This window comes from Planotetraspora thailandica (genome assembly GCF_016863335.1).
Lineage (GTDB): Bacteria > Actinomycetota > Actinomycetes > Streptosporangiales > Streptosporangiaceae > Planotetraspora > Planotetraspora thailandica.
The window spans coordinates 1-19,893 of record NZ_BOOR01000096.1; the positions used below are offsets into that span (position 1 = coordinate 1).

General features: G+C 70.3%; 13 protein-coding genes. 7 read left to right on the forward strand and 6 right to left on the reverse strand.

Annotated elements, in window-relative coordinates:
• Positions 1–137 precede the first annotated feature (137 nt).
• Together Pth03_RS40240 and Pth03_RS40245 are read right to left on the reverse strand one after the other, a co-directional pair.
• Entirely contained in the window at positions 138–800 is a 663-nt protein-coding gene (locus Pth03_RS40240) for a response regulator (RefSeq protein ID WP_203949787.1), read from the reverse strand.
• On the reverse strand, positions 797–1,936 hold the full coding sequence (locus tag Pth03_RS40245) for a sensor histidine kinase (protein ID WP_203949788.1): 1,140 nt from the start codon (positions 1,934–1,936) through the stop codon (positions 797–799). Before Pth03_RS40245 ends, Pth03_RS40240 begins: the two co-directional genes overlap by 4 nt.
• A 219-nt stretch (positions 1,937–2,155) precedes the next feature.
• Between Pth03_RS40245 and Pth03_RS40250 the strand changes: the two genes are divergently transcribed.
• On the forward strand, positions 2,156–2,578 hold the full coding sequence (locus tag Pth03_RS40250) for a DUF6223 family protein (protein WP_239119775.1): 423 nt from the start codon (positions 2,156–2,158) through the stop codon (positions 2,576–2,578).
• Between the two features lie 173 nt (positions 2,579–2,751).
• Positions 2,752–3,660 (forward strand): isocitrate lyase/PEP mutase family protein, encoded by a 909-nt coding sequence (locus Pth03_RS40255; RefSeq protein ID WP_203949789.1) that lies wholly within the window; start codon positions 2,752–2,754, stop codon positions 3,658–3,660.
• Between the two features lie 17 nt (positions 3,661–3,677).
• Here Pth03_RS40255 and Pth03_RS40260 read toward each other — a convergent pair whose 3' ends face one another.
• Positions 3,678–4,730: a C40 family peptidase gene (locus Pth03_RS40260; RefSeq protein ID WP_203949790.1), complete on the reverse strand. Its 1,053-nt coding sequence runs from the start codon at positions 4,728–4,730 to the stop codon at positions 3,678–3,680.
• A gap of 391 nt (positions 4,731–5,121) precedes the next feature.
• Between Pth03_RS40260 and Pth03_RS40265 the strand changes: the two genes are divergently transcribed.
• Together Pth03_RS40265 and Pth03_RS40270 are read left to right on the forward strand one after the other, a co-directional pair.
• Entirely contained in the window at positions 5,122–5,289 is a 168-nt protein-coding gene (locus Pth03_RS40265; protein ID WP_203949791.1) for a hypothetical protein, read from the forward strand.
• A complete protein-coding gene (locus Pth03_RS40270; RefSeq protein ID WP_203949792.1) occupies positions 5,286–8,102 on the forward strand; it encodes a helix-turn-helix transcriptional regulator in 2,817 nt (938 codons plus the stop codon). Before Pth03_RS40265 ends, Pth03_RS40270 begins: the two co-directional genes overlap by 4 nt.
• On the opposite strand, the gene Pth03_RS40275 is transcribed toward Pth03_RS40270, so the two are convergent.
• The 3 genes from Pth03_RS40275 to Pth03_RS40285 form a co-directional block, all read right to left on the reverse strand.
• The gene (locus tag Pth03_RS40275; RefSeq protein ID WP_203949793.1) at positions 8,062–8,493 is read right to left on the reverse strand and encodes a UBP-type zinc finger domain-containing protein; all 432 of its coding nucleotides are present in this window, start codon (positions 8,491–8,493) and stop codon (positions 8,062–8,064) included. The genes Pth03_RS40270 and Pth03_RS40275 overlap by 41 nt on opposite strands.
• A gap of 159 nt (positions 8,494–8,652) precedes the next feature.
• A complete protein-coding gene (locus Pth03_RS40280) occupies positions 8,653–10,941 on the reverse strand; it encodes a helix-turn-helix domain-containing protein (RefSeq protein ID WP_203949794.1) in 2,289 nt (762 codons plus the stop codon).
• A gap of 108 nt (positions 10,942–11,049) precedes the next feature.
• Positions 11,050–13,332, reverse strand: coding sequence for an XRE family transcriptional regulator (locus tag Pth03_RS40285; RefSeq protein WP_203949795.1), 2,283 nt, complete (start codon positions 13,330–13,332; stop codon positions 11,050–11,052).
• Between the two features lie 204 nt (positions 13,333–13,536).
• Here Pth03_RS40285 and Pth03_RS40290 point away from each other — a divergent pair, with 204 nt between their 5' ends.
• From Pth03_RS40290 to Pth03_RS40300, 3 genes are all read left to right on the forward strand, one after another.
• The gene (locus Pth03_RS40290) at positions 13,537–16,416 is read left to right on the forward strand and encodes an ATP-binding protein (RefSeq protein WP_203949796.1); all 2,880 of its coding nucleotides are present in this window, start codon (positions 13,537–13,539) and stop codon (positions 16,414–16,416) included.
• Positions 16,417–16,448: 32 nt separating this feature from the next.
• The gene (locus tag Pth03_RS40295) at positions 16,449–17,273 is read left to right on the forward strand and encodes an alpha/beta fold hydrolase (protein WP_203949797.1); all 825 of its coding nucleotides are present in this window, start codon (positions 16,449–16,451) and stop codon (positions 17,271–17,273) included.
• Positions 17,274–17,483: 210 nt separating this feature from the next.
• A partial coding sequence (locus Pth03_RS40300; protein WP_203949798.1) for an AAA family ATPase occupies positions 17,484–19,893 on the forward strand: 2,410 nt, incomplete at its 3' end.

A 19,893-nucleotide genomic window follows, 5' to 3' on the forward strand; every position in this document is an offset into this window, starting at 1 on the left:
AAAGGGCGACGGGAAGTAACCGCAGCCTGAGCGACTTGCCCTGCGAGTAGCTCCAGTCAGTTCCCAAGTAAGCCGTACGACACCGTGAAACGCCGGGGTGGACGCCGACTGCGTCCACCCCGGCGCCGTCGATACCGTCAGGAGCTGCGCGGGGCTACCAGTCCGGATTCGTAGGCGAGGATGACGAGTTGAGCGCGGTCGCGGGCGTGGAGCTTGGCCATGGCCCGGTTGATGTGGGTTTTCGCAGTCTGGGGGCTGATCATCATGCACTCGGCGATCTGGTCGTTGGACAGGCCCCGCGCAACAAGGGCGACGGCCTCGCGTTCGCGGTTGGTCAGCTCTTCCAGGCCCGTGCAGGTGCCGATGCCGACCGGCTGGGTGACGTACCTGTTGATCAGCTTGCGCGTGATCGACGGTGCGAGCAGGGCGTCGCCGCGCGCGGCGACGCGTACGGCGTGAAGGAAGTCTTCCGGCACGATGTCCTTGACCAGGAATCCGGCTGCGCCGGCGCGCAGCGCGTTGAAGACGTATTCGTCAAAGCCGTAGTTGGTCAGGATGACGACGTGCACCCCGGCCAGGGCCGGGTCCGCGGCGATGCGCCGGGTCGCCTCGATGCCGTCGACGACCGGCATCTGGATGTCGATGAGCGCGACGTCGGGCAGATGTTCCTTGACCAGGGCCAGGCCCTCCATCCCGTCGCCGGCCTCGGCCACCACCTCGATCTCGTCTTCGAGGTCGAGAAGCGCGCGGAATCCGCTGCGAAGGAGCGGCTGGTCGTCGACCAGCAGGACACGGATCATGACGTTCGGTCCACGGGAAGTTCGGCCTCGACGGTGAAACCGCCCTCGCTGCGCGGTGCCGCGCGCAGGCGTCCGCCCAGGGCGGTGACTCGTTCGCGCATCCCGAGCAGCCCGACGCCTGGCACCGTCACACCGTCAGGGGCGGTGTCCGATGTGGCCTTGCCGTCGTCGTCGATGCGTACCGCGAGGACGTCGGGGCGGTAGTCGATCCGCACCGACGCGGTTGCGGCGGCGGCATGGCGGGCGATGTTGGTGAGCGACTCCTGAACGATCCGGTAGACGGTCCGGCTCACCGCGGCCGGCACGTCGTGTTGTTGCCCTTCGATCGTCAGCGTCGCGTCCAGGCCGGTCCTTCGAGCCCGTTCCACCAGTTCCGCAACGTGGCCGAGCCCACGCGGCGGGGTCGTGTCGTCCTCGCGCAGCGCCTCCAGGGTCGCGCGCAGCTCCCGGGTCGCCTCACGCCCGGCCTCCTGGATCGCCAGCAGGGCCTCCGGCACCTGTTCGCCACGCTTGCGGGCCACATGGACCGCCACTTCGGCCTGCACCTTGATGATCGATATCTGGTGGGTGAGCGAATCATGCAACTCCCGCGCGATGCGCAGCCGCTCCTCGTCGGCACGGCGTAGCGCGGTCTCCTCCCGCGTGCGCTCGGCTTCCTCCGCCCGCCGCTCGGCCTGCCGCAGCGCCTCACCCGCGGCGCCGGCCGCGATCAGCCAGGCCAGCTCGAGGGCGCCTCGGGCCTGCGCGAACGCCTCGCCCGTGTCGTGCAGACCCGAGGCCAGGGCCGCGAGGGGCAGCACGGCCAGCATGATCACGCTCACCGCCACCGTGATGGTGCGGCGTCCCGCCCGCACGGCCGCGTACACGGCGAACAGGTACGCGACAGCAGGCACGTCGAAACCGGCCGCCTGGTAACCCACCGCGCACAGACCGGTGACGACCAGGACGGGAACCGGAGCCCGGCGGCGCGCGGCCAGCACCAGACCGCCGGCCGCCAGCAGCGCGTAGCCGAACAGGTCGAGGTACGTCGCGGAGTGGTGCCCGGACAACCCGGTGACCAGGAGCGTCGCCGCCACGCCGACGGCGATCGCCCAGTCTTTGACACCTGCCCGGACAGCGAACCGTCCTGCGCTCATGCGCGCACCCTAACCCGGATGTCCGCACGGGCGACTCCTGCGCACGGATGATCGGCCGGCTACCGCACACGCGGTACCTTCGCGGCTCCTGCGGCGTCCGCGGCAACCGGCTGCGGCACGGGCGGCAGCGCCAATTTCCCTCGTCTGCCGGACGACCGGCGGCGAGTCCAGCGGACATGATCAGGCAATGTCCAGCCGTGGGAGAAGAAGGAGCACCTCATGTCCGTTCGTCACCTGCTTACCGCCGCCGCAGCCGCCCTGCTCGGGAGTCTCGTGCTTGCCGCACCGGCCGCCGCGGACGTCTCGGTCCAGCCGGACCCCGTCAGTGCCTACGCCTTGACCGCCGGGCGTCTCTGGTCCGTGGTGGCCGCGCTGCTGGGACTGGCCGGCGCGGTCATCGGCGGGCTCGCCGTGGCCCGCTCCGCCGGTCGTATCGGCACCGGCAACGGAAGACGCGGGGCCATCGTGGCCCTGGTGTCGGGGCTGACCGGCACGGTCATCGGCGGGCTGGTCGTGGCCGCCGCCGACGGTGGTCCCGGCACCGGCTACGGAATAGTCGGGGGCTTCGCGGCCCTGGTGGTCGGGCTGATCGCCATGGTCCTCGGCGGGCTGGCTCTGGCCCGCTCCCGCCGCGCCGGCTGACCACCCACCCCGCGTCTCCGAGGTCTACAGGCCCCGTCGCACGTGGATCATCATCCGCGCCCGGCCTCGCCGTCTTCGTGGAACCCTGCCCGGATCGTTGATCTGATGACGTCTATATCCTCGACGTACGGGTCACAGGGACGATCCGCCGGTATAAGGCGGTGTCATCGACGATGAAGCGGACGACGCGGTTGCGGGCGTCACTGGACGCCCCGGAGATTCTGGTCGCCCCCGGCGCGTACGACGGGACGGGCGCCAGGCTCGTCCAGGCCCTCGGTTTCGAGGCGATCTACATGAGCGGTTTCGAAACCTCGGCAGGCCTCCTGGGTGAACCCGACGTGGGCTATCTGACGATGACGCAGATGGCGACACGGGTCTCGACCATCTGCGACATCGTCGACCTGCCGCTCATCGCGGACGGCGACACGGGGTACGGCAACCCGCTCAACGTCCGCCGGACGGTCAAGGCCTACGAGAAGGCCGGCGCGGCAGGCATGCACATCGAGGACCAGACGTTCCCCAAATGCTGCGGCCACCTGCTCGGACGTCATGTGATCCCCACAGGGGAGATGGTCGAGAAGGTCAAGGCGGCGGTCGACGCCAGGGACGACCCCGCCTTCGTGATCATCGCCCGAACCGACGCCCGGACGACGATGGGCCTCGACGAGGCGATCGACCGCGGTGCGGCCTACCACGAGGCGGGCGCGGACATGCTGTTCATCGAGTCCCCCGAGAGCGAGGACGAGATGCGGCGCGTCTGCGTGGCCTTCCGGGGCGTCGTTCCCGTGCTCATCAACCAGATCGAGGGCGGGCGCACGCCGACGCCCGGCGTCCGGGCGCTGCAGGAGATGGGCTACGCGCTCGCGCTCTTCTCCGTGGGTACGGCTCTCGCGGCCGCGAAGGGGATGCGGCGCTATCTGGAGGCGCTGGCGGCCGAGGGGGACACGAGCGGCGTGCTCGACGACGTGATCCTTTTCGAGGATTTCACCCAGCTGATCGGCCTCGGCGCCCACGTGGAGCTCGAGAAACGATACGAAGGACACCTCGATGACGGTGCACAGCCGCGCCCACGGCGACGCTGACGTGGGCGCGCGAACCGTCAGTGGCCTGGGGTGAGGTAACGCACCGCTCCCCAGTAGTCGGTGTTGAACCGCACCGGGGTGATCCGGACCGGTGTCGCAGCGTCGTACGCTTCGATCATCTGCTGGTCCCCGATGTACATGGCCACGTGGTAGATCGAGCCTGTGCCGTTGTTGCGGGCGTAGAAGATCAGGTCGCCGGGTTGCAGGTCGGCCCGGTCCACCTTGGTGCCACCGCCGTAAGTGGCCTGGGGGCCGGAGTCGCGCGGGATGGCGATGCCGTAGGCCTCGTACACGGTGGAGGTGAAGCCGGAGCAGTCGAAGCCGAACCCGGCCCGGCCGGCCCACAGGTAGGGCACGTCGATGAACTTCTTCGCGAAGTTCACCAGATCCGCGCCGGTCGGGTAGGGGATGTCCGATTCCGACTTGTACACACTGACGTCGGTGGCGGCAAGCCATTTCTTGCCGTGGTCCGGGGTGTCGACGAGGACGGAGCCGCCGACGCGTGCGAGCTCAGGCAGCCGGGTGTTCACGCTGATCTTCAGGGCCTTCGACCGCCGCCCGGGATCGTTGTAGAGCCACGTGGTCGGGGCCCGGTTCACCAGCGCGAAGGGGTGGTGCGCGGCCTTGGCGGTGTAACCGGGGTTGCTGGTGAGCTGTGCCTTCGGCACCCAGCCCGGGTAGCCCAGCGAGTTCTTCGGCGTGGCCTGGCCCGGCACCGCGACCTCGGCCCAGTCGCCCTTCTGGGCCAGCACGTAGACGGGATGGCCGTAGAGCACCTGCGTCTGGGTCAGGTTGCCGCTCGTCAGGCCCCGCTTGTCGTCCACCGTCATGCCGGCGAGCCACTTCTCGGGGTCCACCGGGTCGGTCAGCGCGGGAGCGTCAATGGGACGCGGGCTGTCAGGGCTGGTCCAGACAGTCGCTACGGACACGTCCACATAAGCGATGGGCGGGGTCGCGGGCGTGGACTGGGCGGCGCCGGCGGCCGGCGCGAACGCGGCCGTTGCGGCGACCGTCGCAGCCGCGACCGTGACCGCGGCGAGCCTGCCACCGAAGCGGAACTTTCGGGTCATGGGGTTCCTTCCATCGCGGTGGGGAGGGATTTGCCGAACGGTGCCGCCATCTTGATCACTCAAGAGTCAAAAAAACAAGGCTCTTCGCCAATTTCGGTCAGTCTCTAACGCTGGAGCTCTGGGGGACACAGTGACGAAACGACTGGTCACCGCAGGAATGCGGCGGCCACACCTGCATCCACCGGCAGGTGCAGAACGGTACTCAGCGACAGGTCGCCGAGTTCGGCGGCGAGCAAGCCGCACCTGGTGAGCCTGGACTCCATCGCGTGGGCGGCCGCAACCGTGGACCACGGTGCCGACCACGGTCTCCCAAGGGCGCGAGGCAGGGTCCGGAAAGCGATCCTGATCGCGGCGGCATCACCGGATGCCGTGTGCGAATGGAGCCGAGATCGTGACCGTGAACCTGTTGGAGCCGCCCAGAGACGACACGGCGCAGACCACTCCGACGGTCTCCCCCACTGATGAGTTGGACACGGCCGCTCCGGTCACCACACGGCCCCGGCTCTTCGCGATCGATCTGCGCGTCCTCAGCGAGGCCGCGGATCGGAGGGCGGCATGATCGCACATGACCCGCTGGCCGGAGCTGCCGCCGAGTCCGGGCGTTACCCGCTGCGCGGCCGACAGCCCGAGGTCGCCACTCTGAGGACCCACTTGGCCGCCTTGTCCCGCGGCACGGGCGCGACGCTGCTCATCCAGGGCAGTCCCGGCATCGGCAAGACCCGCATGCTCGCCGAGGCGCACCACATGGCCGAGGAGACAGGACTCCGCGTGATGTACGGCGGAGGAGGCCCGGATGGGCAGACCATCCCCTTCGGCGCGCTGCTCGGCGCTCTGCACTCCGGCCCCGACCCGATTCTTCCCACCGCCACGCTCCGGGCCGTTCCGGCCACCTCCGCACGACGCTACTGGTTGCTACAGGAGCTCTACGAGCACCTGGAACGCGCCGCGCTGACCGCACCGCTGGTGATCGCCATCGACGATCTCCAATGGTGCGACGAGGGCACCCTCCTGGCCCTGCGAACCCTGCCGCAGCGCCTGTCCACGCATCCCATCGCCTGGATCCTCGCCGCACGAACCGGCCCGCTCACCCCGGACGTACGCGCCACGATCTCCGCACTGCGCCTGCCGCGCGGCCACCTGCTCACCTTGGCTCCCTTGTCGGGCAAGGCGGTCGGGGCGATGACCGCCGACCTGCTGGCGGCCACCCCCGATCCCGGCATCCTGCAACTGGCGCAGAAAGCAGAGGGACGACCGCTGCTGCTCACCGAGCTGATCAACGGCATGCTCGACGAGGGGGCGGTCACTGTCGCCGACGGCGTCGCACGGCTGGCTCAGCGGCGCCTGCCCTTGCGTTTCCACGCCTCCATCCAGCACCGCCTGGAACAGGTCTCCCCACTGGCCAAGAAGACCGCGCAGATCGCGTCGGTCCTGGGGCGGACCATCTCCGTCGACCAACTCGCCGACCTCACCGGAGAGTCGGCCGTCACGCTGCTGGAGCCGCTGGAGGAACTGCTGTCGGCCGACCTCATGACCGAGAGCGACTGCATCCTGGCATTCAGCCATGACCTGATCCGCGAGGCCATCCGGGCGACCCTGCCCGCGACGCTTCGCCAGGCGCTCCGCCGCCAGGCCGTCGACCTGCGGCTCGAGCACGGCATCCCGGTCGCCCAGATCGCCGCCGACCTCGCGGAGACCGCCGAGCCGGGCGACGACACGGCCATCGCACTGCTTCGCCAGGCCGCCCAAGATCTGGCGAACACCGCGCCGTCGGCCGCCGCGGAGATGAGCCGCCGCGCGATCGAACTCTCCGCCCCCGACCCGCTACGGCAAGCCGGTTTCATCGCCGAGGCTCTACCGCTGTTCAGCCAGACGGGCCGCGCCGGCGAAGCCCTCGCACTGGCCGAGACCGCGCTGCGTCGGCCACTGCCGGTCGATGTCGAGGCAGGCATCAGGCTGGGCCTGACTCTCGTGGCCGACCGGCATTCCTTCACCGACGCCGTACGGCACGGCCGCGCCGGAGTCGCACTGCCCGGCCTGTCGCCCCGCATGCGCGCTCAGTTGACGGCCATGCTGGCCTTCAACCTCGCCTTCGTCGGCGCCGCGGAGATCGCTGAGGCCGAAAGCCTGCTCCCGGCCGCGCTGGCCGCGGCGGATCAGGCGGCCGACCAGGCTTCGCGTGCCACTCTGCTGAGCGTGGGCTCGATCATCGCCGACCATCGGCTCGACGTCCACCGTGCGCTCGACCTCGCCGACCAGGCGGTGGCCGCGTCGCGCGAGGTCCGCTACACCGACGTGCTCTGGATGCCCGGCGTCTGGAAGGCCGTCCTGCTCAGCAGGCTGGGACGCGTGGAGGAGGCGCTGGCCGAGGCAGATGTCGGCGTCCGTGCGGCCCAACATCACGGACAGGCCAACCTGTTGCGACTGTGGGGCATGGTGCGCTCCCGGGTGTATCTGGACGCGGGCCGGCTCTGCGACGCCCGAGCCGAGGCCGAAGCGGTCCTGGCCATGTCCGACGAACTCGGTCCCGGCGATTTCGGCGACGTCACTGCCCGATACGTGCTCGGCCGCGTCGCCCTGCACACCGGCGACCCGCAGGAACTGGTGCGCGGCCGTGAATTCGCCGACGCCATGATGCGGGTCGAGGCCGGGCAGATCCGACGGGCAGGAGCGTGGCTGACCGCCCAGGCCGTCTTCGACGACGGCGACCACATCCGGGCCATGGAGCTGACCGCCGAGGCCGCCCGTTCCTACTATCGGCCCACCTCGTCGCTGTCCTGCCCGGCCGACCCGGCCGACGAGCCTGTCCTCGTGCGGATGGCGCTGCGGGCCGGAGACCGCGCCCGCGCCATCCTGGTCACCGAGTTCGCCGAGACCCGTCACCACAACAACCCCGACATCCCCATCTACGGGGCCACGGCCTTGCATGCCCGAGCCCTCATGGACGGCGACGCCGGCCTGCTGGCTCGAGCCGTCGAGCTGTATCAGGGGATCCCCCGGCCGCTGGCGCTGGCGGGCGCCCTGGAGGACACCGGTACCGTCCCCCACCTGGACACGGCCCTGCGGCTCTACGAGCAGTCGGAGGCCGGACACGACGCAGCCCGCGTACGCGATCGCCTCAAAGGCATGGGCGAGCGCCGATCGCGCGCCGTCTCTCGCAGGCCGAACGAAGGCTGGGACAGCCTCACCACCTCTGAACTGCAGATCGTCAGGCTGGTCGCAGGTGGCGCCACCAACAAGCAGGTCGCCGACCAGTTCTTCCTGTCCCCGCACACGGTCAGCACCCATTTGTGGCATGCCTTCACCAAGCTCGGAATCAGCTCACGCGTCGAGCTCACCCGGCTCGTCCTCGAGCACGACTCCGCCACGCAGTGATCGAGCCGCTCTTCCATGTCACCAGGGCCCCACTCACTCCGGCCACGTGCCGACCACCGGCGGCCCCGGCGATCGTGGTTCTTCTCCGCCTCAGTGCACCGCCCCGCCGCACGTCCCTGAGATGGCGCTGGTCGGCATAGCACCACCCCCACTGGTCGCCGGGCTCCACGGAGGCGGTCGCCGGATGTGCGGTGGCAGCCCAATGCGCGGCGGCGTGCCGGCCGGTTGAGGTGTCACAACAGCCGACATGGCCGCATGTCAGGCATTCGCGCAGTTCCACCCATCGGCCACCCGTCTGCAGGCACTCCTCACAGCCGTCTGCGTACCCGGCCGGAACGGGCGGACGTGTCCCATGCACATGGGGACATGAGCCTGGAAGCTCAAGGTTCATGATGCGCCTTTCACGAAGTTCGGCCCTGCGCAGGAAACGCTCTCCTGCTGCATCGCCGCGCACATCGCACAAAGGCGTGAGTTCCGTGCCTGCCGATGATCTTCATCCGTACAGGTAACCGGGTGCTTCTAGGCCCTCAGCCCTCCAAGGGGGTGGCGTTCAACGCCCAGGTGCTGCGCCGGGTCCGGCCATCTCCTCGAGTTCCTTGACCGCCTCAGCGGCCAGCTCGGTATCACCGTTGTCCTCGAACAGCCGTGCCGCCTCCGACAACGCCTGGCGGGCCTCCTCGACCCGGCCCAAGTGCCGCAGCGCGGCGCCCAGGCCGCGCTGGCCACGTCCCAAGACAATGGGAATCGGGTGGGCGCGCAGCTCGGGCAGTGCCTGCCGGTAGGCGTCGACCGCATCCTCCCAGCGTTCGAGCTCGAGGTAGGCGCTGCCGAGCTGATTCAGGGCGGCTCCGAGACTGAAGCTGACCATGCCCGGGGAACCGCCGTAGCCAGGGTCACGCAGCGTGGTCACCAACGCCAGGTTGTGCTCCAAGGCCTCCTCGATCCGGCCCACCCGCCGCAGGGCGCCGATGTAGCCCGTCATGGCCTGGGGATAACCCTGCAGATCCTTGGCCTGGAGAAGGAGATCAGCGGCTCGCCAGTTGTAGTCCAACACACGCTCCACGCTCTCCGGATCGCCCCAGTAAGCCGCCGAGCCGGCATAAACCAGCGCCCACCCCTGCAGGCGTACGTCACCGGCCTCGCGGGCCAGCTCCAAAGCCCGCAACGCGGTCGCCTCCCCCTCCTCCATACGGCCCTCACACCGAGTCAGCGCCCAGGACAGGTAGTTGAGATGCGCCGCCTCCTGCACCCGGTCGCCCATGGCCCGCGCCGCGCTCGACGACAGCTCCAACACCTCGCGCCAGTGCCCCCACTGCCTCCACATGTCGGAAAACCAGTTCATGGACTCGGCCACCTCGACCACGGTCGCGTGCTCTCCGCGCCGAGCCGCCGAACGCAGGGCCTCCAGCCAGGCCGTGCTCTCCGCCTGCAGCCAGTCGCCGGCCTCCTGCCGGCTGTCGAGTGTGACCAGGGAGCGCCACTCCGGCGGCGGCGCGCCGTACTCCGGCTCGAACCAGCGCCCGGCGACCACGGCCACCTCCAGCAGCCAGGTCTCCATCCGCCGGCGCGCCTCCCGCCGGGCCTCGATCGGCTCCTCCTGCTCCAGCTGGGCTCGGGCATACAGCCGGACCAGGTCGTGGAAGCGGTAGCGGCCGGCGTACGGCGAGGTCAGCAGGCCGAGTTCGACCAGCTCCTCCAGGGCGTCCTCGGCATCGTCCACGTCGAGCTGGGTCAGGACGGAGGTCAGCGGCACCCCGAACTCCGGTGCGGCCGCCAGCGCCAGACGCCGGAAAGCGACCCGCGCGGTCCCGGACAACTGCTGGTAGGACAGCGCGAACGCGGCGGCGACGGCCAGGTCGCCGACCGCCAGGGCCTCCAACCGGCGCTCTTCATCATCTAACCGCCCCGCGAGCTGGCTGATCGTCCACCCCGGCCGACTCTGCAACCGGTTACCGGAGATCCGTACCGCCAGCGGCAGATTCCCGCACAGCCGGGCCAGCTCGGCCACGCCTTGCGGATCGGTCGCGGTCCGTTCCGCACCCACGATCGCCCGCAACAACCCGGCCGCCTCCGCCCTGGACAGCTGTGCCAGCGGGATCTGCCGCACCCCCTCCAGCCCGGCCAGCGAACGCCGACTGGTGACGATCGTCATCCCCGGGCCACCCGCCGGAAGCAACGGCCGCACCTGCGCCTCATCCGCGGCGTTGTCCAGCACGATCAGGCACCGGCGATCAACCAGCAGCGCCCGGTAGAGCCCGGCGCGTTCCTGCTCGTCGGCAGGGATGCTCCGCTCGGCTACGCCCAGCGCCCTCAGCAGCCGCGCCAAGCCGGCCCCGCTCGCCAGCGGCGCGGCGTCCATGCCACGCAAATCGAGGAAGAACCGGCCATCGGGGTACAGATCTGCCAGTTGCCCGGCGGCATGTACGGCCAGCGCGGTCTTGCCCATCCCCGCCGTACCCCATACGGTCGCCGCAACAGCTGGACCGTCTCCACCCGCATGCCGGGCGGCCAGCTCGCGCAACAGTCCGAGCTCATGCTCGCGGCCGGTGAAGTCGCCGATGCCCCGCGGCAGCTCACAGATTCCGGCGGCAGACGGGGCGGGGCGCGGCCGGCCGGTCTGGGCGGCGGCGATGAGTGCGTCGTGATCATCCGCCGACAGACGCAACACCTCGGCCAGCGCGGCAACCGTACGGCGCTGCGGGCCACGACTGATGCCTCGCTCCATATCGCCGATCGCCCGCACGCTGACCCCGGAGGCATGCGAGAGCTCCTCGATCGTCAGGTCCGCCGCCTGCCGGTGGGCCCTCAACAGCGTCCCGAAGGACACCTCCTCGCTCAACCCCGTGCCTCCCTCATCCCGGCGAGAGGCGGAATCCGCCGGCTACTTCTGCCTCGCCCCACAGCGACCACGCTTGCTTCCATTGTCCTGCGCACCCAATCGGAGCGTTCAACGCCCAGTTGCTGCGCCGGGCCCGGCCATCTCCTCGAGTTCCTCGACCACCTCAGCGGCTTGCTCGGTGAAACCGGATTCCTCGTACAGCCGTGCCGCTTCCGCCAACGCCTGGAGGGCCTCCTCGACCCGGCCCAGGCGCCGCAGCGCGATGCCCAGCCTGCGCTGGGTAAGTCCCAAGGTCGAGCCAATCGGGCGGGCGCGCAGCTCGGGCAGTGCCTGCCGGGAGGCGTCCACCGCCTCCTCCCAGCGTTCGAGCGTGAGGTAGGCGGCGCCGAGCTGGCCCAGGGCGATCCCGAGACCGTGGCCGACAATGGCCGGGGAACCGCCGTAGACAGGGTCACGCAGCGTGGCCACCAGCGCCAGGCCGCACTCCACTGCCTCCTCTACCCGCCCCGCCCGCCGCAGGGCGCCGATGTGGCTCGTCATGGCCTGGGGATAGCCCTCCAGGTCCCCGGCCTGCAGGAGGAGATCAGCGGCTCGCCGGGTGTAGTCCAGCTCACGCTCCAGGCTCGCCGGGCCACCCCTGATGGCCCAGCTGGCGGAAACCAGCGCCCACCCCTGCTGGCGTACGTCGCCGACCTCGCGGGCCAGCTCCAAAGCCCGCAACGCGGTCGCCTCCCCCTCCTCGGCACGGCCTTCACACACGACCAGCGCCCAGGACAGGAGGTTGAGATGCACCGCCTCCTGGAGCCGGTCGCCCATGGCCCGCGCCGCGCTGGAGGACAGCTCGAACACCTCGCGCCAGCGCCCCCACCGCCTCCACAGGTCGCAGAACCAGTTCATGGAGGCGGCCACCTCGACCACCGTCGCGTGCTCTTCATGCCCGGCCGCCGAGCGCAGCGCCTCCAGCCAGGCCGTCCCCTCCGCCTGCAGCCACTCGGCGGCCTCCTCCCGGCTGTCGAGTGTGACCAGGGAACGCCACTCCGGCGGCGGCGCGCCGTATCCCGGCTCGAACCAGCGCCCGGCCACCACCGCCACCTCCAGCAGCCAGCTCTCCATCCGCCGACGCGCCTCCCGCCGCGCCTCGATCGATTCCTCCTGCTCCAGCTGGGCTCGGGCATACAACCGGACCAGGTCGTGAAAGCGGTAACGGCCCGCGTACGGCGAGGACAGCAGGCCGAGCTCGACCAACTCCTCCAGCGCGTCCTCGGCATGGTCCACGTCGAGCTGGGTCAGGACGGCGGTCATCGGCACCCCGAACTCCGGTGCGGCCGCCAGCGCCAGACGCCGGAAGGTCTGCCGGGCAATCGGGGTGAGCTGGTCATACGACAGCGCGAACGCGGCGGCGACGTGCAGGTCCCCGGCGGCCAGGGCGTCCAGACGGCGCTCTTCGTCGCTGAGCCGGCCGACGAGCTGCCTGATCGTCCAGCCCGGCCGGCTCTGCAGCCGGTTGCCGGCGATGCGCATGGCCAGCGGCAGGTGGCCGCACAACCGGGCGAGAGCATCGACCGCGTCCGGTTCCGCCCTCGAGCGGGCGTCGCCCACGATGGTCCGCAACAACGCGGCGGCCTCCGGCTCGGCGAGCTGGGCGAGCGGGACCTGGTGAACGCCCTCCAGCCCCGCCAGCGGGCTACGGCTGGTGATCAAAGTCATGCTGGGCCCATCGCCTGGCAGCAAGGGGCGTACCTGACTTTCGCCGGCCGCGTTGTCGAGCACGATGAGACAGCGCCGCTCGCGTAGGAGAGCCCGGTAGTGCCCGGCGCGTTCCTGCTCGTCGGCAGGGATGCCCCGCTCGGCTACGCCCAGCGCCCTCAGCAGCCGCGCCAGAGCGCTCCCGCTCGCCAGTGGTGTGGCGTCCATGCCGCGCAGGTCGAGGAAGAACCGGCCGTCGGGGAACAGATCTGCCAGTTGGCCGGCGGCCTGTACGGCCAGCGCGGTTTTGCCCATCCCCGCCGTACCCCATACGGTCGCGGTGACGGCTGGACCGTCACCGGTGTGACGGGCCGCCAACTCGCGCAACAATCCGAGCTCATACTCGCGTCCGGTGAAGTCGCCGACTCCCCGGGGCAGCTCACAGATCCCGGCGGCAGACGGGGCGGGGCGCGGCCGGCCGGCCTGGGCGGCGGCGATGAAGGCGTCGCGGTCATCCGCCGACAGACACAACACCTCGGCCAGCGCGGCAACCGTACGACGCTGCGGGCCACGACTGATGCCTCGCTCCATATCGCCGATCGCCCGCACGCTCACACCAGACGCATGCGAGAGCTCCTCGATCGTCAGGTCCGCCGCCTGCCGGTGGGCCCTCAACAACGTCCCGAAGGACACCCCCTCGCTCAACCCCGTGCCTCCCTCATCCCGGCGAGAGGCGGAATCCGCCGGCTACTTCTGCCTGTCGTTCTGCCTCGCCCCACGGCCCCCACGCTTGCTTTCATTGTCCCGCGCACCCAATCGGAACAGATCCCGACTTAGTCGCCAGCACAGCTGCCCATTTACCGTACGTTGCTTCGATCTATGTCGAAACACTGACAGATATGAAAACCCATGACCTCCTCCCCGTCCTCGGCCGAGCGGCAATCCATAACGGACGAGATCAGCCACAACGGAATGGCCTTCTCCGCGCCTTCCGAGAACATGCGGGACCGAGCCACAGAGGCCTCCCGCGCACTGCCGCTGCGCGGCCGGGAGGCCGAGATGCTGCTGCTGCGTGACCGGCTGCACACCCTGACACGAGGACAGGGCGGAGCCGTACTGATCGAGGGAGCGCCGGGAACGGGCAAGTCGCGGCTGCTCGCCGAGATCGCCGATCTGGCCACGGCCTCCGGCCTACGCGTCCATGCGGGTGCCGGCGTGCCGGACGGCCACGCCGTCCCCTTCGCCCCCCTGCTGGACACGTTGTTGTCCGGCCCCGCCCCGCTCATGGCACGCGATCGGCTGCTGGCGTTGAGCGAAGCGACGGACCAGCGTTTCTGGCTGTTGCAGGAGCTGCAGCGCGAACTGGAGCACGTCGCGTCGGCCGCTCCCCTGGTGATCGTCATGGACGACCTGCAGTGCTGCGACGCGGCCACCCAAAGCGCGCTGCGCACGCTGCCGACCCGCCTGTCCGGCCGGCCCATCCTGTGGGTGCTGGCCACCCGCGAGCACCGCCAGACCGCTTCCGCATGGCCGGCGGACAGAATCGTTCTGCGGCCTTTGTCCGCAGGCGCCGTCGCGCTCCTGGCTCAGGACGTCCTGCAGGCCGTGGCCGAGCCTGCGCTGCTGGAACTCGCCCGCAAGGCCGACGGCCGCCCGCTGCTCCTGGTCGAACTGCTGAACGGGATACGCGAGGAAGGCGCCATCACCGTCAAGAACGGAATGGCGCACCTGAGAGCCGCAGGGCCCATCCCGATGCGCTTTCGCTCCTCCGTCCGCCAAAGGCTCGACCGGCTCTCGCCGCCGGCCCGCGACAGCGTGCGCTTCGCGGCCATGCTCGGCCGCGACGTCGACGTCGAGGTGCTGGCCGAGCTCCTGCAGTGCTCACCTGTGGATCTGATGGCACCCTTGCAAGAGGCGCTCGGCGCCGACCTGCTGACCGACACCGGCGGGCGACTCGCTTTCCGTCACGACCTGACCCGCGAGGCCGTCCAGGCCGGCGCGCCGGCCGCGGTCAAGAACGTCATACGTCGCCAGGCCGTCGATGTCCGTCTGCGGCGCGGCGCGGCGGTCATGGAGGTGGCCGGCGACCTGGCGAAGGTCGCCCAGCCAGGCGACCACGAGGCCGTCTCGCTGCTGCGCCGGGCTGCCACCGACGTGGCGCCCACCTCCCCGGCCACCGCGGTCGCCCTGAGCAGCCGTGCCCTGGAACTGGCCCCGGCAGACCACGCCGACCGCCCGGTATTGATCGCTGAGACCGTCGTCCTGCTGTGGCTGAACGGCCACGACCTCGAAGCGCGGACGATGGCCGGCAACGCTCTGGCCGGGCTGCTGAAGCCGGAAGCCGAGGCACAGGTACGGCTCAGCCTGGCCCGGGTGTCGAGCCGGCGCTCCTTCCCCGAGGCGGTCCGGCAGTGCCGCCTCGCGCTGGCCCTGCCCGGGCTGTCACCGGCGACCCGGGCGCAACTGCTCACCCTGCAGGCCCGCGCGCTGATCATGGCCGGCGACATGGAGGAGACCGGTTGCGTGGTGGAGTCGGCATTGCGGACCGCCGCCTCCTGCGGCAATCGCGCCATCGAGGCCACGGCGATCGCGGTGGACGCCACCGTCGCCTTCCACCACATGGACTGGCGGCGTGCCGTCGACCGGCAGGACGAGGCGGTGCGACTGGCGGCCGACGCGGGCATCCTGCGCTCGCTGTGGGTACCCGAACCCTCATGGAAGAGCTTCCTGTGGAGCTCAGCCGGCGAGTCGCTGCGCGGGCTCGAAGAAGTCGACGCCGGACTGCGCGAGGCGCAGGCGCACGGACAAGCGGCCGCCGAGGAGATGTGGTCCATGTGCCGCGCCCGCATCCTGCTCGACGCCGGCCGACTGGCCGACGCCCGTGCCGAGGCCGAGGCGGTGCTCGCCATGGTCGAGGACCTGGGGGCGGGGAACGCCGCCGACGTGACCGTCCTCTACGCCCTGGGCCGCGCGGCGTTGTACGCAGGTGACCGCCAGGGCATCGCACGCTTCGTCGCCGACGGCCGGCGGATGATGCACGACGAGGCCCGCTTCGTCGCCAGGACAGGCGCCTGGATGCTCGCCCTGGCAGCCGACGGTGAAAGCGATCCGGCACACACCATGACGTACGCGGCGGCGGCGGTCGCCTGCGGCCCGTACGGCGAGCCCGTGACCACGCCGTTGGACCCGGCCGATGACGTGGTGTTCGTCCGCATGGCCTTGCGTGCCGGCGACCGCGGAGCCGCCGCGGACATGGTGCATCTGGCCGAGGACCGGGCCGAGCGCAACCCCGACTTTCCGTTCCTGGCCGCCATCGCGGCGCACGCCCGCGGACTGCTGGACGACGACACAGCATTACTCGTACGGGCTGCCGAGCAGTTCGCGGACTTCTCCCGGCCGATCGTGCGCGCGTCGGCGCTGGAAGACGCCGGCCGCACCCTCGCGGCGACCGACCAGAGGGCGGCCGTCGGCCATCTGGATACGGCGCTGAAGCTGTACGAGCAGGCCGATGCGCTGCGGGACGCGGCACGGGTGCGGCGGCGGTTGCGCGACGCCGGGATACGGCGCCGTGGCCGCGCTTCCGGTTACACACGCGGCTGGAACGGACTGACCGCCTCGGAGTTGCAGGTGGTCCGGCTGGTGGTCCAAGGCGCTACGAACCGGCAGGTGGCCGAGCGGCTGTTCCTGTCACCGCACACCGTCAACACTCACCTGCGCCACGCCTACACCAAGCTGGACGTGAACTCGCGGGTAGAGCTGACCCGGCTGGTCGTCGAACACGACGGCTGATCAGGATCCATCGGAAAGGAAGCGACGACTCCATGGCCTACCTGCCAGTCGGCGTCGACCACGGCCGTACCCCTGTCGAGCTCTACTACGAGGACTACGGTCACGGACGTCCCGTCGTCCTGCTCCATGACTGGCCCTTGTCCAGGCACATGTGGGCGGCCCAACTGCCCGCCTTGGTGGAGGCCGGGTACCGCGTGATCGCCTACGATCGCCGAGGTTTCGGCGACTCCACCCGTCCGTGGGACGGCTACGACTACGACAGCCTGGTGACCGACCTCCGTGCGGTGCTGGAGCAGTTGAACCTGAGTGAACTGACACTGGTGGGAGCAGGGATGGGCGCGGCGGAAATCGTGCGTTACCTCACCCGGTACGGGACCGCCGGAATCAGAGGAGTCGTCCTGGCGAGCGCGGCCTTGCCGTACCTGTACCGCTCCTACGACAACCCACAGGGCCCTTGGACCCCCGAGCAGTTCGACCGCCTCGAGACGCGTCTGAACACGGACAGATTCGCCATGCTCGACACGTACGCCACCCGGATGTTCCGAGCCGACGGGCGCGTGTTGCTGAGTGATCTGAACCGCGACCATTACCGCGCCCAGGGCGCGGCCGCGTCGCCGCAGGCGCTCAACGCCGGTCTGACCACGCTGGCGCGCAGCGATCTCCGCAGCGAGGTCGCGATTCCTCTGCCGACACTGGTCATTCACGGTGAGCACGACGACATCACGCCTTTTTCGGCCACCGGCGAACAGATCGGGGGCAGCGCCGTGGAGGTCATCCGGGGCGCGCCGCACGGCTGCCAAGCCACACATCCCCTGCGATTCAACCGGGCTCTTCTCCGATTCCTGGCGAACGGCTGATATGCGCATGCTGACCGGTGCCTGGCGCCTCCCACGCGCTCAGCGTTCCCAGCCCGACGGCGTCGAGCCTCAGAGGCCGTGCCCACGGTCAGTAAATAGGTCCAGCGGTGAGGTTCCAACGGGGACGTCACCCAACACACGAAGCAGAAAAAGGCCTCTTACCTTCGGTAGTAAATAATCGTGGGTATACGGCCGGCGGAGGGCGGTGTCGTGGCAAGCAGAAATCCCGGGTTGCAGTTGCGTGGCCGGCATATCGAGTGCGAGACGCTGGATCAGCTCGTGGCGACCGCGCAGGCGGGCCGCAGCTCGGTCCTGGTCCTGCGGGGCGAGGCCGGTATCGGCAAGACCGCGCTGCTGGAATACGTGCGAGACAGCGCCTCAGGCTGCCGGATCGCCCGGGCGGCGGGCGTCGAGTCGGAGATGGAACTGGCCTTCGGCGGGCTGCATCAGCTGTGCGCCCCGTTCCTGGACCATCTCTGCCGCCTGCCCGCCCCGCAACGCGAGGCACTGGAGACAGCATTCGGCCTGAGCGCGGGAACCCCACCCGACCGCTTCCTGGTCGGCCTCGCCGTCCTCAGCCTGCTCGCCGAAGTGGCCGAAAAAGAGCCGCTGATCTGCCTCGTCGATGACGCCCAGTGGCTTGACCGAGTCTCCGCGCAGACCCTCGCCTTCGTCGCGCGCCGCCTGCTCGCGGAACGGATCGGGCTGGTGCTCGCCGTGCGCGAGCCCGGCCTCGAACACGAGCTGACCGGGCTGCCGCAACTCGAAGTGGGGCGATTGAGCGACAACGACGCCCGCGCCCTGCTGGACTCCGTGACTCCCGGCCGACTCGACGAACGGGTCCGGAACCGGATCGTCGCCGAGACCCAGGGCAACCCGCTCGCCCTGCTCGAGCTGCCCCGAGGCTTGACGGCGGCGGAACTGGCAGGCGGATTCGGGCGGCCCGACGCGCGGCCCCTGGTGAACCAGATCGAGCAGAGCTTCCTGCGGCGCGTCCAAGCCCTACCGGCCGAAACCCAGCAACTGCTGCTGATCGCGGCGGCCGAACCGGTAGGCGATGTGACCTTGCTGACCCGAGCGGCGCAGCTCCTGGAAATCGACGCAGCCGCCGCAGCGCCCGCCGAAGCGGCGGGACTGATCACCATCGGCACCCGGGTACGGTTCCGTCATCCCCTCGTACGTTCGGCGGCCTACCGCGTGGCCACCCCGCAGGATCGGCAGAACGTGCACCGCGCGCTCGCCGACGCGACCGATCCTCAATCGGACCCCGACCGCAGAGCGTGGCATCTGGCCAACGCGACCCCCAGCCCCGACGAGACGGTGGCCGCCGAACTGGAGCGCAGTGCCGTCCGAGCGCAGGCACGCGGCGGAGTCGCTGCGGCGGCCGCCTTCCTTGAGCGGGCGGCCGAGCTGACCCCCGACCCCGCACGCCGCGGCGCCAGAGCGCTGGCGGCGGCACAGGCCAAGTACCAGGCCGGGGGGTACGACGCCGCGCTCGAACTGTTGGACGCGGCCGAGCTCAGCCCCCTGGACGAACACAAGCTCGCCCAGTCCAACCTGCTGCGCGGTCAGATCGCGTTCGCCTCCACCAGTGCCGGCGTCGCCCTGCCGCTGTTGCTCAAAGCCGGCAGGCGCCTGGAGCCGCTGGACGCCGGACTGGCCCGCGAGACCTACCGCGACGCGCTGTACGTGGCCATGACCGCCGGCCGTCTGCCGAGCGGAGCGCAGTTGGTGGACGTCGCCACCGCGACACTCGCCGCACCGCCCGGCCCGCCACCGGAGCGCAACGACCTGCTCCTGAACGGCCTGGCACTGATGACCACCGAGGGTTATGCGGCGGGCGTGCCGATGGTGCGGCAGGCCCTGGACGCCTTCCGCACCGAACGGGTCTCCAGGGAACAAGGGCTTGGCTGGCTCCCGCTCGCGTCCCGCATGGCCTTCAACGTCTGGGACTTCGACAGCTATTCGGTGCTCTCGGCGAGGCTGGCCGACCTGGCACGCGAGACGGGGGCTCTGTCGGTGCTGCCGTCGGCTCTCCTGCTGCTCGTGTCGAATCGAATCCTCGCCGGCGAACTTGACGTCGCGGATTCGCTGGTCGCCGAGGCGGCGACGATCGGTGAAGCGACAGGCAGTCGCTTCATTGCCCAGTACGTAGCCCTGGTGATCGAGCCGTGGAGAGGCCGGGAGGCCGCTACGCGCCAGGCGATCGAAACGATCACGCGAGACACGGCCCTGCAAGGGGAGGGAAAGGTGGAGACCGCCACCCAATGGGCGAGCGCGGTGCTCTACAACGGCCTCGGCCGCTACGAGGAGGCCTACGTCGCGGCCGAGCGAGGCGCCGAGCACCCACAAGAGCTCGGACTGTCCATCCGGTCCACGTTCGAGCTCGTCGAGGCAGCTGCCCGGAGCGGACGGCCGGCCCGCGCCGCCGAAGCCGCCCAGCGAATCGACGAGCTGGCACAAGCCTGTGGCACCGACTGGGCCCTCGGCACCTCGGCGATTGCGCGTGCCCACGTGAGCGACGGACCGGCCGCCGAGAATCTGTACCGTGAGGCGATCGAGCGGCTCGGCCGTACCGACGTCCGGATCACGTTCGCCCGCGCCCGGCTGCTCTACGGCG